Origin of the sequence: Bacillus sp. JHAA (assembly GCF_036961585.1) — a bacterium.
Classification (GTDB): Bacteria; Bacillota; Bacilli; order Bacillales; family Bacillaceae; genus Bacillus; species Bacillus velezensis.
This window is the reverse complement of record NZ_JBAMDE010000001.1, coordinates 107,701-121,761: the sequence shown is the minus strand read 5'-3', so window position 1 is coordinate 121,761 and position 14,061 is coordinate 107,701. Positions and strand designations below refer to the sequence as shown.

Below are 14,061 nucleotides of genomic sequence, written 5' to 3'. Positions count from 1 at the left end.
CATATGGGTGAGAGGCAATTAAAAAAACGTTTCTGATCAAAACAAAAGGACGGCGATGCATATGCAGGAAGGAAACAGCGTTGATATCAGGCCGCTCCGCTTGAATGATGCAGAGCAGGAACTGGTTTTGCAGACGGAAAACCGCATGTTTTTTGAACGGTTTGCCATGTCGAGACAAGAGGATTTTTATACGCTGGAAGGCCGGAAAAAACGAATTGAATAATCACTGAAGAATGCGGAAAATGATACTGAATACAGCTTCGGCATTTTTCTTCAGGATCAGACCCTGATTGGCACGATCAGCCTTTTTCAGGTGGTTCAGGGTTCCCTCCAAAGCGCTTTTATCGGTTATTTTTTAGATGGCAAATATAACGGGAAAGGCTATGCGACGAAGGCTGTCAAGCTGGCAGTCGATTATGCATTCAACGAGCTGAAACTGCATCGGATAGAAGCCGGAGTCATGCCGCACAATAAGGCGTCAATCCGGGTGCTCGAAAAAGCTGGCTTTCATAAAGAAGGCATTGCGAGAAAAAATGTAAAAATAATTGGAAAATGGGAAGATCATCAGGTGCTGGCGATCATACATCCGGAGGATACATGACGATATGCTCCTTTTTTATATCCTGCGTCTCTTTCGACAGATTCTTCCTAAAACTTCAAATCAATTGTCTAAATCATACTATTTGCAAATTCAAAAAAAAATAAAGGGTAGATAGCACCAAAAACTCTGAAAGATGTGCTCTTTGTTAACACGTTCTAAAGTCATATTTTTCGAAAGGATATTGATTTTTTGATAGGATTAAACTAAATTGTAAAAGTATAGAATAGTTAATTTATTTTGTAAGAAAAGGATGATAATATGATGGGTCAATTGAGCAATAAAAAAATATTTTTAAGTTCTTTTTTCATCATTTTGATCTGTTCATTACTCTTCCAATTCAGTATTTCAGATAAAGTTCTGCAGTCGTATTATTCTTCCGTCGGAGAAAATACCTACGATATCGGGGAGAAAAGTGTTCGTACGATTGTCATGTTTCTGCAAGGGTTTATGATCTTCACAACTTTTGTGGAAATTCTGATAGGCGGATTTCTGTTATTCGTTGCCGCTTTTATTCTCGGTACAAAAAAACCGAAAAAAATATATTTGCTTCTATATACGCTGACTTCTTTAATCTCGGCATTTAAAATGTTGATTCTTTCAGTTGTTAACTACTTAACGGCTGATTCCTCGCTTATATATTCTGCCGGCGGCACCAGCTTGAGTCTGCAGCTGCTGGATCCATTTCTGCTCATATCAATCGCGGCTCTTTATGCTGCTGCGGGAAAACTGACCGATCTCAGTAAAGGCAAGAGAATCATTTTGACTGGATGTTTTGTTTTACTAAAACTCTTTACTATTTTCTTAAACTATTTTATGGCGGATAAAATTTAGCTCGGGAGAGAGTCAATTAAGCTGAATTTTATTATAAATTAAAAAAACAGAGTAGGGAGATGTTATGATGAACTTAGTAAAATCTAATAAAAAGTCTTTCATTTTGTTTGGCGCGGCTCTTGCTGCAGCAACATTGGTTTATGCACTATTATTAACGGGAACTGAATTAAACGTGGCGGCGGCTCATGCATTCTCAGCCAATGCTGAATTAGCTTCTACTCTCGGCATCTCTACAGCAGCAGCTAAAAAAGCAATTGATATTATTGATGCGGCATCAACAATTGCTTCTATCATTTCTCTTATCGGTATCGTTACAGGCGCAGGCGCGATTTCTTATGCAATCGTTGCAACAGCAAAAACAATGATTAAGAAATACGGCAAAAAATACGCAGCTGCTTGGTAAAATCGATCAATAAATAATTGCTCTTTTTGTACAAGCTGCAAAAAGAGCCTCTCTCCCAAATACATATGTAAGGATTGAAAGTATGATAGTCAAACAAATTGCGGCTCTTATCAAATATAATACCCTGTCATCGTTTCGAAAAAGAAAGGAAGATTGGGGCATTCCTCAACTCAACAGCAAACTGCTGTCTGCCATTATTATTTCTCTGTTATGTTTATATCTCGTTTTCCTGGGATGCGGTGTTGTATTCGGGACAAAACTGATTCAGCTGCCCCTCAGCGCATGGGGGCAATTTGTTTTAATCGCCGTTTCACTTGAGCAGCTGTTTTGGGCTGCCGGCTTCTTTAAAGAACACCACAATGCCTTTCTGCTGGATACGCGCAAGGTCATTCATCAATTAAAAAAGGTTCGTTTTTTACAGCTGTTTTCTGTTTTTGCCGGCCAGGCGATCAAAAAAACCATTTTCGTATGGTATCTTTTTGTTTTTCCGGTCTTTTTGTTTTTATCAAGCGCAGGCATGACCGGGTCTGCGGCGGTCATCGTATTTTTCTTGGGCTTCGTTTATTTTCTTCTCAATTTATTTTTATCTATGCTGTTTTCTTATGTTGTTTATCTTCTTACAAATATGTGGAGCAAATTGTTTTACTTGAAAATCATGAAAGGCATTTTATTCAGCGTCAGCCTGCTGGTTCCGCTTGCAGTCGGGTATGCCGTTTATCTTCTCGTGTTTGGGGAGTATACCGCAAAGGATATTTCAAGCTTTACGGAGTCACCGGCTTTCCGGAACATCCTCATGAATACGCCGTATGTATGGTTAGCATTCCGCTCACATTCCGTGCTCGTTTTCGCTGCGGCGTTTGCGGCCGCCGTCCTTTTAACGGCGGGGATGTTTAAACTGTGGTCGGCCACGCTGAAGAAAATGGACCTTATTCCTTATATGTTTTTGACAAACGCAGAATTTGCGCCAAAGCTGAAATTATATAGAAATAACAAAATATTTCATGCCGTTTTTCAAAAGGATCTGCTGTTTTTATCGAGAATTGACGGGTTTTTTATCAGGAACTTCGGCAGTATGCTGTATTTGTTCATGCTGTTTTTAGGTTTTTGTATTCCGCTTCTATCGCATCATTTTATCGGGTATTCGGCAGCCGCCATCGTGTCTGCGGCGGTTATCATTGCGAACTTTTCGTATCAGCTCGTCGGAGATGCGCTCAAAACAGTATTATCAGTTGACGGAGAAATAAAAAATCAGCATCTGTTTCACCGAAATATCAAACATGCGTGGCAGCTGGTGTTTCCGAAAGTATGTATTTATAATCTCGCCGCTCTTATCTATTCGTTCATCATCACCATTTTGATTACGGTGTTTTTTCCGTCTTCCGCTGCGCTGACGATTTACTTGTTTATTGTGTTTTTATGTTCGGGTTTTTTATACAGTCTTGTCCAGATTTCAAGCACCGCCCTGTATCCTAAGAAAAACTGGGAGCATATGTACGAAATTGGAGAAGCGGGGAAAGCAAAGACGTATAACAACTTATACGGATCTTTCATTTTCATTGTGTCGCTTCAAATCGCTGCGATCACGTCGTATTTTATCTATAAAAAGCCGGAACTTGAAACGATGCTTATTCATTCTGCATCAGGTATTTTTGTCCTGTTCACACTATTAAACTATGGAGTCATGTTTCTGTTTCTTCGCAGAATCAATATGGCGGAAAGGTTTGCGAACAATGATTAAATTAGTGAATATACAAAAAAACTATAGTGAAAAACAGGTATTGAAAGATATTTCGTTTGAGGTAAAAAAAGGCTCAATTTATGCTTTGCTGGGGACTAATGGAGTCGGGAAAACAACGACTTTGAAAATCATTTCGGGCCTGCTTAAACCGACTTCAGGCAGCGTCATGATTGACGGTAAGGAACTGGATTCAGAAGAGGGGGGGCAAATATCGGCTGATATCGGTTTTGTGCCCGACCATGCCTTTTTATATGATTACTTAACGGGAGTCGAATACCTGCGTTTTACAGCGGAGATGTTTGAAGTACCGTCTCAGCGGACAAATGAGTATATAAAGAATATGTTAGAGACGCTGAAGCTTGCTCAAGACGGAAATCAGCTGATTAAAACATATTCACATGGAATGAAACAAAAATTATCAATTGCGGCCGCGCTCATTCATCAGCCAAAGATATTAATTCTTGACGAACCGCTGACGGGCATTGATTTAATCAGCGGTAAAACGATACGGACGTTATTAAAGGAGTACGTCAAGCAGGGACATACGGTCCTGTTATCGACCCACCTGTTGGAGCTGGCGCATTCGCTGTGTGATACGATCGGTATTATACATGAAGGCGTTTTTGCGGCGGAGTATCAGTCATCCGAGCATTCATTAGAAGAGATTGAAGAATTGGCTGAGAGTATCTATACATGATGAACCGCATGTTGCCGGCAATCAGGACGTCCGTCATTCCGTTAACCGCGTCATTGCTGTTTTTTTCAGGCGGTGTGATCGCTGCGTTTTTTTCCGATCACTTTGTTTCAACCGCGTCTTACAACGGCTCGTCAGGCGCGGTTGAACTGCTGAAAAACAATGCAATCGCTTGTCTGTTTTTAGCCGCGGGTTTTTTTACCTTTGGGTTGACCTCAATCTTTTATTTATTCACCAACGGGTTTATTTTAAGCGGCTCTATTATAGAAAATCTGCATAGCGGGGTTCCTTTTTATCAGATTTTTTTACTGCTAATTCCTCATGGTATATTTGAAGTTCCCGCGTTATTATTAAGTGGCGCCATTGGTTTTAAGGGCGTTGAATTGGTCATCAGGCTGTGTTTTTCTAAGGAAAAAAAGATAATGGCTTCAATGTTCAGGCATATTGGAATATTGGTGCTCATAATTATTTGTCTGCTGATCGCCGCTGCCATTATTGAAGCTTACATCACACCAATTTTTAAGTAAAAGGGGCAGAAATCATATGAGAAGTAAATTATCATTAATCGGTGTGCCGATTGTTATGATTATCGGTTATATCATTTCTTTATCCTTTGAGTGGCTGTTTCCTGTTCTTACTTTTGGGGTGGCAGGACTATATCTCTTTATATTTGCTCCGGTGCAAAATAAATTCATTCGTTACATCTTTTTGTTTATTTTTGTGATTAATCTGTTGGCCAGTGCGGCTCTTTATTTCGGTATTTAATGAAAAAAATGACATTCATATTGAATGTCATTTTTTTATTTTTTGCGGCTCTGCTGTGTGTTAAAATCTGTCGCCGTTGAAAATAGAGTTTTTTACGATCACGTAGTCGACATTGCGGATGGCTTCGAGTGTATTGCCGCCGGCGTAAGAGATGGAAGATTGCAGATCCTGCTCCATTTCAACCAGCGTGTCCTGTAAAGACCCTTTATGTTCGACATGCATTTTTTTGCCTTCGACGTTTTTCTTTTCGCCTTTTTGAAATTCAGAAGCGGAGCCGAAATATTCTTTGTACAGCTTTCCATCGATTTCGATCGTTTGTCCCGGTGATTCTTCGTGGCCGGCGAATAATGATCCGATCATGACCATGGATGCGCCGAATCGGATGGATTTCGCAATATCGCCGTGCGTGCGGATGCCGCCGTCAGCAATGATCGGTTTGCTCGCCGCTTTCGCGCACCAGCGAAGCGCGGCTAATTGCCATCCGCCGGTTCCGAAGCCGGTTTTAATTTTGGTGATGCAGACTTTCCCGGGGCCGATTCCCACTTTTGTCGCGTCAGCGCCCGCGCGTTCCAGCTCCCTTACGGCTTCAGGCGTCCCGACATTCCCTGCGATGACAAAGCTTTCCGGGACATGTTCTTTAATAAATTGAATCATGCTGATCACGGCATTGGAATGGCCGTGCGCGATATCAATGGTAATATAATCCGGCACAAGCTCCTGTGCTTTCAGCTCCCGGATGAATTCATAATCATTTTCCTTCACGCCGACACTGATGGAAGAAATCAGTCCGCGCACTTTCATATCCCGGACAAAAGCCAGGCGTTTTTCCGGCTCGAAGCGGTGCATGATATAAAAATACCCGTTTTCCGCGAGCCAGGCCGCGATGTTTTCATCTATAATCGTCTGCATGTTGGCCGGCACGACCGGAAGTTTAAACGTGTGTCCGCCCAATGTAACTGATGTATCACATTCAGATCGGCTGTCCACAATGCATTTTGCAGGAATCAGCTGAATATCTTCGTAATCAAATACATTTTCCATATATAACACCCCTAAAAGCGAATAATAGAATTAAATAAAATTAAAATGTTCGTCTTTTTATAATGTACTTTGTTTTGTCAGGAATGTCAAATGATTTCATGCTGCCTCATATGCGGTCAGCTTGTCATCCATTTGCAGTTTGGTTATCATAGTAGTATTGGGTGTGGTAAGACATTTGTTACGATAGATAGATTTGCAAAGAAGGGAGGGGCCGGTGTGGAACAAAAACAGCCCGGGCACAGCCCGAATGCCCAGAAAATTCAGGACCGGATTATTTTAGGCACGATTTGGGTCGTGTCGGCGCTTGTCATTGCGCTCGTTGTCGGAACCGTCATGAATTATATTTGGATGTTTAAATAAAAAAGAGTCTGTGCCGGTATGACACAGACTCTTTTTTATATTATTTTTCAAACATGCTTGTAGAATGCAGAGGCTGGACGCGCGCTTTCGGGTCCATGTAAGCCTTCGCGTTGTTCACGGCTGTCGGAGCTTCGCCGAAACCGCTGGCGATCAGCTTGACTTTGCCTTCATATGTGCAGATATCTCCGGCGGCAAAGAAGCCTTCAATATTCGTTTCCATCGTGCTTTTGACGACGATGGAATTTTTCTCGATGTCAAGTCCCCAGTTTTTAATCGGGCCGAGAGAAGAAACAAAGCCGTAGTTTACGATCAGGTCATCAATTTCGATGATTTCTTTACGGTCGCCTTTCACTTCTTCGAGAACGAGCTGTTCGATCCGATCTTCACCGACAAGTTCAGCGGGAACAAACGGTGTCAGCACGTTGACTTTAGAATTATGCAGGTTTTCGACACTGTGCTCATGCGCGCGGAATTTATCACGGCGGTGGATGATGCTGACTTCTTTCGCGATCGGCTCAAGCATGAGCGCCCAGTCAACCGCGGAATCGCCGCCGCCCAGAACGGCAACGCGTCTGCCTGCGAATTGATTGAGGTCGTCAATGAAGTAATGCAGGTTTTTGCCCTCATATTGTTCCGCTGATTCCAGTTCAAGCTTTCTCGGCTTAAATGCGCCGTTTCCCGCGGTGATAATAACCGTTTTTGAATAATGCGTTTCTGAATTCGTGACAAGCTTAAACACACCGTCCGCCTGTTTTTCAACAGATTCAACGGCCTGCTCTAAGCAGATGGTCTGATCGAACTTTGCCATTTGCTCTTTTAAGTTGTTCACAAGTTCTTGGGCGCGGATTTTCGGAAATCCGGCTACATCATAAATATATTTTTCAGGATACAGCGCGCTGAGCTGGCCGCCAAGCTGAGGCAGGCTCTCGATGATTTTGACGCTCGCCTGTCTCATTCCCCCGTAAAAAGCGGTAAACAGGCCGACCGGGCCGCCGCCGATGACCGTAATATCATAAACCTTTGAATCCTCTTGCATACCAAATTGCCTCCTAATTGAAAATTGTTATTAATTATAACATACAATTTAAAAGGATGACGAGTGCCGAAAACCGCCAGGCCGCTTCATTCTTGAAAAAAATTGCGGCCGCCGCTAATATGGGGACAAATTCCAATCTGTTTTTTCCTGAATGTTTTCTGATTCTTCCGGATAGTATGGTGATATGCAGACATGTGCGGTTTTCTAAAAAATTTTATATTTCATTTCATAAAATCCCGCCAATAGGCTGAAGCTAATACAAATGTTGATTTGATTATGCGTCTAACAGCAAAAAAAAGAAGGTGGATGTGATGGCATTGAATAAACCCAAAATCGTGGTTTTAGGTGCAGGTTATGGTGGATTAATGACAGTAACAAGGCTTCCGAAGCATATCGGGGCAAATGACGCTGACATTACTTTGGTCAATAAACACAATTATCATTATGAAACGACATGGATGCATGAAGCGAGCGCAGGAACGCTGCATCATGACCGCTGCAGATATCAAATAAAAGATGTAATCAATGAATCACGGGTCAAATTTGTGCAGGATACCGTAAAAGCGATAGATGTGCAAAATAAAAAGGTGACGCTTTCACAAGGGGACATCCCTTATGATTATCTTGTCATCGGGCTTGGCGCCGTCCCTGAAACATTCGGGATTAAAGGCTTAAAAGAATTCGCTTTTCCGATCGCGAATATTAATACGTCGCGCCAGCTGAAAGACCATATTGAGCTCCAATTTGCGACATACAATACGGAGGCCGAAAAACGCCCTGACCGCTTAACCATCGTTGTCGGCGGAGCGGGCTTTACGGGAATTGAATTTCTCGGTGAGCTTGCGAACCGCAAGCCGGAGTTATGCAGATATTATGATATAGATGAAAGTCTCGTCCGGATCGTCTGTGTCGAGGCCGCCCCGACGGTTTTGCCGGGATTTGATCCGGAGCTTGTCGATTACGCCGTTCAATACCTTGAGAGCAAAGGCGTTGAATTTAAAATCGGCACCGCGGTTCAAGAATGCCGCGCAGACGGTGTCACAGTCGGCAAGAAAGATGAAGAGCCGGAAGAAATCAAATCGCAGACCGTTGTCTGGGCGGCGGGCGTGCGCGGGCATCCGATCGTGGAGGAAGCGGGTTTTGAAAATATGCGCGGCCGTGTCAAGGTCAACCCTGATCTTCGGGCGCCGGGACATGATGACGTTTTTATACTCGGCGACAGCTCGCTCTTTATCAATGAAGAGACGGAACGGCCGTACCCGCCGACTGCTCAGATCGCGATGCAGCAAGGAGAAACGGTCGCCAAAAATCTGGGCGGTTTGATTAAAGGAGGCCAGCTTGAAGAGTTCAAGCCTGACATTAAAGGAACCGTTGCCTCCCTCGGTGAGCATAACGCTGTCGGAGTCGTATACGGCAGGAAGCTCAAAGGCACGCCGGCGTCCTTTATGAAAAAGGTCATTGACAACCGCTCGCTCTTTATGATCGGCGGGCTGGGCCTGACGCTGAAAAAAGGGAAGTTTAAATTCTTCTGAAAACCCGCAGCCGCGGGTTTTCTCTTCTTTTAAAAAAGAGCGCTATCAAAAGAATGTAAAAGAAAAAAATAAATGTTTTCGCTTACATGAGTTATTTTGTTACATATTCTGACTTGGTGCTTGACAAGTAAATATGATATATTATCAGAAAATTAAGAAAAAGGGTGATCCGCATGAAAACGACAGCAAAAAGCACGGCGGCGTGTCCGTTCTGCTCAGGTAAAGGGTATTTTCAATTGCTTCTTGGCGGCTCCGAAACATGTCCCTCCTGCCAGGGAAGCGGCAAAGAGAGACGATGATTTTTCCAGACGTTGACTTTTTTACCGCCCCCGAGGTACACTGAAAGTGCTGTAGGGGGTGGATGTTTGTGATTAGTTTGCCGGTTGTCCTGATCTCAATCGTACTATTTTTTGTACTGTTTTTCGGCATAGGCTTTCTGTTGAACATGCTGCTTAGAATGTCGTGGATTATGGCTGTTGTCTATCCGATTGTATGCCTTTTCATTATCAGCAATAAAAAGATGATCAGTTACGTGCAGGCGCCGGGGGAATCCTTTCAAAGCCTGTTTCAGCGTATCATGTCATTAGCGGTTGCGGATGTCGTGATTTTGGCGGGCGGACTGGCGGGAGCCATCACGTCAGGCATTGCCATAAAGGCGCTCAGAAAAAGAGGATATCAAATGTTTTAAGCCGCTTTCTTATTTGAGAAAGCTTTTTTTGTGCCGCGGCGCTTTTTGTATAGCACCTCACCGAGTTGGGAACAATGACTCGGAGGAGAGTGATTTCAGATTGACGATAATCAGACGCGTATTCATGATCGTGCTCTTTTTGGGCGCATGCCATGCGACATACTTTTCCATAACCGGTGTTGAAGCAAAGGATCTGACAAATTGGATGACGGAACATCGCGGCGCCGTTTTGAAAAACATCGGCACTCCGTTTCAATCCTTACAGAATCAGCCGGAAAAGAAGGCATCAGGCAGGATGAAACCGCTGGAAGAAGCTTTTGACTGGGAACGCTATCCGTCACAAAAGGTGACGGCCACCGGTTATACCGCCGGAGCGGAATCTACCGGAAAATCTCCGGGTCATCCGCAGTACGGAATTACATATTCAGGCGTGAAGGTCAAACGCGATTTATATTCAACTGTTGCGGCCGATCCGTCTGTTTTCCCGATCGGGACGATTCTGTTTATACCGAATTACGGTTACGGGGTTGTCGCCGATACCGGCTCAAAAATTAAAGGCAGCCGCCTTGACCTCTACTTTGACACCGTCAAGGACGTCTATAACAATTGGGGCAAAAAAACACTTGAGGTCTACATGATTAAAAAAGGGAACGGCACAGTGACCGAGGACGAACTTGTAAAGCTGAACGAAACCAAGTCGATGCAAGTGTTCAGAAATCAATACAAAACGGTAAAAGAATAAAAACGCTTCAGCATCCGCTGAAGCGTTTTTTACATAAAGAAATAATCTAAAATCAATGTCAGCACAATACCGGTGACGCCGCCGAAGAAGACTTCAATCGGCTGATGGCCGAGCAGTTCTTTCAGTTTCTTCTGTTTTTCCTTCTCTTCCGCTTTCTGAAAGTCCTTCGCTTCGCTGACAAACCGATTAAAGTCGATGACCAGTCTATTAATGACCGTCGCCTGTTCACCCGCATGCCGCCTGACACCTGTAGCGTCGAACATCGTAATGACGGCGAAAATCGCGGCGACTGCAAACAGGGGCGAATCCAGTCCCTGTTCCAAAGCGACTCCGGTTGACAGCGCGGTGACGGCAGCGGAATGGGAGCTCGGCATGCCGCCGGTGCTCGTCACAAGAGACCAGTCAAGTTTTTTTGATACGATAAATTGAATAGGCACTTTTACAACTTGGGCAAAAATAATGGCGGCAAAACTCGCCAGTAAAGGAAAATTCATAAGTACATCCATATGCAACATCCTTTCTGTATCTGCTGATTCCGATCGTATCGAAAAACTGCAGAAAACGCCCTTAGTTTGGTAAAATAAAATCAATGAAAAATGTTTTTTCATTATACCACTTTACATAACAAATACCCACATAAGGAGTGTGTACTCATGTTTTATGCATCTGATCAACTGCGGCATCCCGAAACACTGGTCATCGGTCTTTTTCAAAAAAGCACGCTGAACGGATTTACGAAGGAATTGGATGATAAATTGGACGGTCATCTGACCCAGCTGTTAAAGGATGGTGATGTGTCCGCCAAACGCAATCGTGTATCAAAAGTATACCCTCCGGCTGCGACCGGTATGAAACGTATTTATTTTATCGGCCTGGGAAGAGAAGCGGATTATTCGTTTGAAGATACGAAAGAATGCTTTGCACGAGTATTTCAGCAGATTCATCAAGATAAAAAACAGGAAGTATCCGTTTTGCTCGATACATTCGTCTCCGGGGAAGTGCCTGCCGCCGATGCCGCTCATGCGCTTTCAGAAAGCTGTCTGCTTGCGGTTTACGAAGTGCAGGATTATAAACATAAATCAAATGAGCCGGATCAGGAACTGAAATCAGTCTGCGCCGTGACCGAAGAAGACCTGAGGGAAGTGCAGGCCGGCCTGAACGTCGGAGCGGCATACGGCCAAGGGACGAATTCAGCCCGCACGCTTGTGAATATGCCGGGTAATATGCTGACGGCCACTGATTTGGCGTCATATGCCGCCGAGCTTGCGGCAAAATACGATTTCGAGTGTGAAATTTTAGAAAAAGATGAAATGGAAGAGCTCGGCATGGGCGGGCTGCTTGCTGTTAACAAGGGCTCATCCGAACCGCCGAAAATGATCGTTCTGAAGTATCAGGGCAAAGATCAGTGGGAAGACGTTATCGGCCTGGTCGGTAAAGGAATTACCTTTGATACGGGCGGATATTCAATTAAGCCGAAAACCGGCATCGTCGGCATGAAAAGCGATATGGGAGGGGCCGCCTCGGTATTAGGGGCAATGGAAATTATCGGCGAACTGCGGCCTGAACAAAACGTGCTCGCCGTCATACCGTCTACGGACAACATGATTTCGTCTGATGCTATGAAGCCGGATGATGTCATCGTTTCGCTCAGCGGAAAAACCATTGAGATCCTGAACACCGATGCGGAAGGGCGTCTCGTGCTTGCCGACGGCATCACATACGCCAAGCAGCACGGAGCCTCTGTCCTTGTAGACGTCGCAACGTTAACGGGCGGTGTCATTGTCGCCTTAGGGAACGAAATGACGGGCGCCATGACCAATCACGCCGCGTTTTATGAACAGGTTGCGGAATCGGCGAAAGAATCCGGCGAGCCGATCTGGCAGCTTCCGATTACAGAAAAGGATAAAAAACGGGTGAGAAACAGTCAGATGGCTGATTTGAACAATTCTCCGGGAAGAGAAGGCCACGCGATTATGGCGGGGGCATTCATTGGTGAATTCGCGGAAAACACGCCGTGGGTTCATCTCGATATTGCGGGAACCGCAACGGCGAATAAAGCGACATGCTTCGGCCCTGCCGGCGCAACAGGCGTCATGGCAAGGACGTTGGCTGTTTTGACTGAGCGCTTTACGCCCGAAAGATAACAGCATCCCGCTGCCTTGATGCAGCGGGTTTTTTGATTTCCAAAATCTTTAGTTGACTAAAGCGCAGAATATATGGTAACTTTAATTATCTACTACATTAGCAAACTAAAGGATTTTTGGAGGGACTCATCAATGAATGCTGTTGTTGTCGCAGTATTGCTTATGCTCGTCTTAAGCCTGCTGCGTGTCAATATTATTATAGCTTTAATGATCGGCGCGCTTGCCGGCGGGCTGACCGGCGGCTTAGGCCTAGGAGAGACGGTGAAGGCTTTTACGGACGGTCTCGGCGGAAATGCCACCGTCGCGGTCAGCTACGCGCTGCTCGGAGCATTTGCCGCGGCGCTGACAAAGACGGGGCTTCCCGATGCAATGGTGGAAGCGTCTGTCAAACTAATCGGAAAAAAGGAAGATTCGCGGAAAAAAGCACTGTCAAAAGTGTTAATCGTACTGATTATTTTAATCATATCCTGTTTCTCGCAAAACGTGGTGCCCGTTCACATTGCGTTTATTCCTGTATTGATTCCGCCGCTTTTAAAAATATTTAACGAACTTGAAATAGACCGCAGACTGATCGCGTGTGTGATGACATTCGGACTGACTGCGCCTTATATCGTTCTGCCTGTCGGATTCGGACAGATTTTCCAGGGGATGCTGAGAGATAATATGGCGGCAGCCGGTTTAAAGGTGCCGCTCAGTGATATCCCTTATGCTTTAATCATTCCGACGGCCGGGATGGTAGTCGGTTTAATTTTAGCCGTCATCGTCTTCCGGAAACCGAAGAAATATGAGACGAAGGAGATTGCCGGACTATCGTCTTCTCCTTATACGAAAAAAAGCATTGCCATCGCCTTGATCTCCATTGCCGTGTCGCTTGCCGTTCAGCTCTATCTGTCACAAGTGCTCGGAGTGGAAGGTATGATCATGGGCGCGCTTGCCGGCTTGTTTACGCTGTTTATCAGCGGAGTCATGAAGCGCAATGAAGCGGATAAGCTGATCACGGACGGCATGATTCTGATGGCTTTTATCGGGTTTGTCATGCTTGTTGCGGCCGGTTTTTCAAATGTATTGAATAAAACGGGTGATGTGGCTTCCTTGGTCAAAGCATCAACAGGCTTTATCGGCCACAGCCAATCATTAGGCGCGCTCCTGATGCTGGTGGTCGGTTTATTAATCACGATGGGAATCGGATCATCATTTGCAACCGTACCCGTCATTACGACCATATTTGTCCCGCTGTGCGCTCAGCTCGGATTCAGTCCGATGGCGACGATTGCCGTAATCGGAGCGGCCGCCGCGGTCGGTGATGCGGGTTCTCCTGCAAGTGACAGTACGCTCGGGCCGACGTCAGGCCTCAGCGCCGACGGACAGCACCACCACATTTGGGATACGTGCGTACCGACATTTATTTTCTATAACATTCCACTTGTGATATTCGGCTGGATTGCCGCACTTGTCCTGTAAAAAAAGGCTCCCGGAAAGGGGAGCC

General features: G+C 44.9%; 16 protein-coding genes and 1 pseudogene. 14 read left to right on the top strand and 3 right to left on the bottom strand.

Annotated elements, in window-relative coordinates:
• Positions 1-61 precede the first annotated feature (61 nt).
• From V7728_RS00600 to V7728_RS00570, 7 genes and pseudogenes are all read left to right on the top strand, one after another.
• Positions 62-601 (top strand): annotated as a pseudogene (locus V7728_RS00600) (GNAT family N-acetyltransferase).
• A gap of 258 nt (positions 602-859) precedes the next feature.
• Entirely contained in the window at positions 860-1,432 is a 573-nt protein-coding gene (locus V7728_RS00595; protein ID WP_099567058.1) for a hypothetical protein, read from the top strand.
• A 67-nt stretch (positions 1,433-1,499) separates the two neighbouring features.
• A complete protein-coding gene (locus tag V7728_RS00590) occupies positions 1,500-1,835 on the top strand; it encodes an uberolysin/carnocyclin family circular bacteriocin (RefSeq protein WP_003151973.1) in 336 nt (111 codons plus the stop codon).
• Positions 1,836-1,917: 82 nt separating this feature from the next.
• Entirely contained in the window at positions 1,918-3,573 is a 1,656-nt protein-coding gene (locus tag V7728_RS00585; protein ID WP_060561895.1) for a hypothetical protein, read from the top strand.
• On the top strand, positions 3,566-4,270 hold the full coding sequence (locus V7728_RS00580) for an ABC transporter ATP-binding protein (RefSeq protein WP_015240505.1): 705 nt from the start codon (positions 3,566-3,568) through the stop codon (positions 4,268-4,270). Before V7728_RS00585 ends, V7728_RS00580 begins: the two co-directional genes overlap by 8 nt.
• Positions 4,267-4,794, top strand: a complete 528-nt coding sequence (locus tag V7728_RS00575) for a stage II sporulation protein M (protein ID WP_025285208.1) — start codon at positions 4,267-4,269, stop codon at positions 4,792-4,794. Before V7728_RS00580 ends, V7728_RS00575 begins: the two co-directional genes overlap by 4 nt.
• A gap of 16 nt (positions 4,795-4,810) precedes the next feature.
• The gene (locus tag V7728_RS00570) at positions 4,811-5,032 is read left to right on the top strand and encodes a DUF5970 family protein (RefSeq protein ID WP_003151978.1); all 222 of its coding nucleotides are present in this window, start codon (positions 4,811-4,813) and stop codon (positions 5,030-5,032) included.
• Between the two features lie 60 nt (positions 5,033-5,092).
• Here V7728_RS00570 and guaC read toward each other — a convergent pair whose 3' ends face one another.
• A complete protein-coding gene (guaC, locus tag V7728_RS00565; RefSeq protein WP_015240502.1) occupies positions 5,093-6,073 on the bottom strand; it encodes a GMP reductase in 981 nt (326 codons plus the stop codon).
• Between the two features lie 216 nt (positions 6,074-6,289).
• On the opposite strand from guaC, the gene V7728_RS00560 reads away from it, so the two are divergent.
• On the top strand, positions 6,290-6,433 hold the full coding sequence (locus V7728_RS00560; RefSeq protein WP_189318602.1) for a hypothetical protein: 144 nt from the start codon (positions 6,290-6,292) through the stop codon (positions 6,431-6,433).
• A 40-nt stretch (positions 6,434-6,473) separates the two neighbouring features.
• On the opposite strand, the gene yumC is transcribed toward V7728_RS00560, so the two are convergent.
• The gene (gene yumC / locus V7728_RS00555; RefSeq protein ID WP_003151984.1) at positions 6,474-7,469 is read right to left on the bottom strand and encodes a ferredoxin--NADP reductase 2; all 996 of its coding nucleotides are present in this window, start codon (positions 7,467-7,469) and stop codon (positions 6,474-6,476) included.
• Between the two features lie 311 nt (positions 7,470-7,780).
• Between yumC and V7728_RS00550 the strand changes: the two genes are divergently transcribed.
• The 4 genes from V7728_RS00550 (at position 7,781) to V7728_RS00535 (ending at position 10,431) form a co-directional block, all read left to right on the top strand.
• Complete coding sequence (locus tag V7728_RS00550; RefSeq protein WP_012118337.1) at positions 7,781-9,001, top strand: NAD(P)/FAD-dependent oxidoreductase; 1,221 nt, start codon at positions 7,781-7,783, stop codon at positions 8,999-9,001.
• Between the two features lie 173 nt (positions 9,002-9,174).
• Positions 9,175-9,300, top strand: coding sequence for a YuiA family protein (locus V7728_RS00545; protein ID WP_007408708.1), 126 nt, complete (start codon positions 9,175-9,177; stop codon positions 9,298-9,300).
• A gap of 68 nt (positions 9,301-9,368) precedes the next feature.
• The gene (locus tag V7728_RS00540) at positions 9,369-9,689 is read left to right on the top strand and encodes a YuiB family protein (RefSeq protein ID WP_025285206.1); all 321 of its coding nucleotides are present in this window, start codon (positions 9,369-9,371) and stop codon (positions 9,687-9,689) included.
• Positions 9,690-9,789: 100 nt separating this feature from the next.
• Positions 9,790-10,431: a 3D domain-containing protein gene (locus V7728_RS00535; RefSeq protein ID WP_025285205.1), complete on the top strand. Its 642-nt coding sequence runs from the start codon at positions 9,790-9,792 to the stop codon at positions 10,429-10,431.
• A 29-nt stretch (positions 10,432-10,460) separates the two neighbouring features.
• On the opposite strand, the gene V7728_RS00530 is transcribed toward V7728_RS00535, so the two are convergent.
• Entirely contained in the window at positions 10,461-10,937 is a 477-nt protein-coding gene (locus V7728_RS00530) for a divergent PAP2 family protein (protein WP_025285204.1), read from the bottom strand.
• Positions 10,938-11,084: 147 nt separating this feature from the next.
• Between V7728_RS00530 and V7728_RS00525 the strand changes: the two genes are divergently transcribed.
• The gene (locus V7728_RS00525) at positions 11,085-12,575 is read left to right on the top strand and encodes a leucyl aminopeptidase (protein WP_007613484.1); all 1,491 of its coding nucleotides are present in this window, start codon (positions 11,085-11,087) and stop codon (positions 12,573-12,575) included.
• A 132-nt stretch (positions 12,576-12,707) separates the two neighbouring features.
• A complete protein-coding gene (locus V7728_RS00520; protein WP_007408703.1) occupies positions 12,708-14,036 on the top strand; it encodes an SLC13 family permease in 1,329 nt (442 codons plus the stop codon).
• The last annotated feature ends 25 nt before the right edge of the window (positions 14,037-14,061 follow it).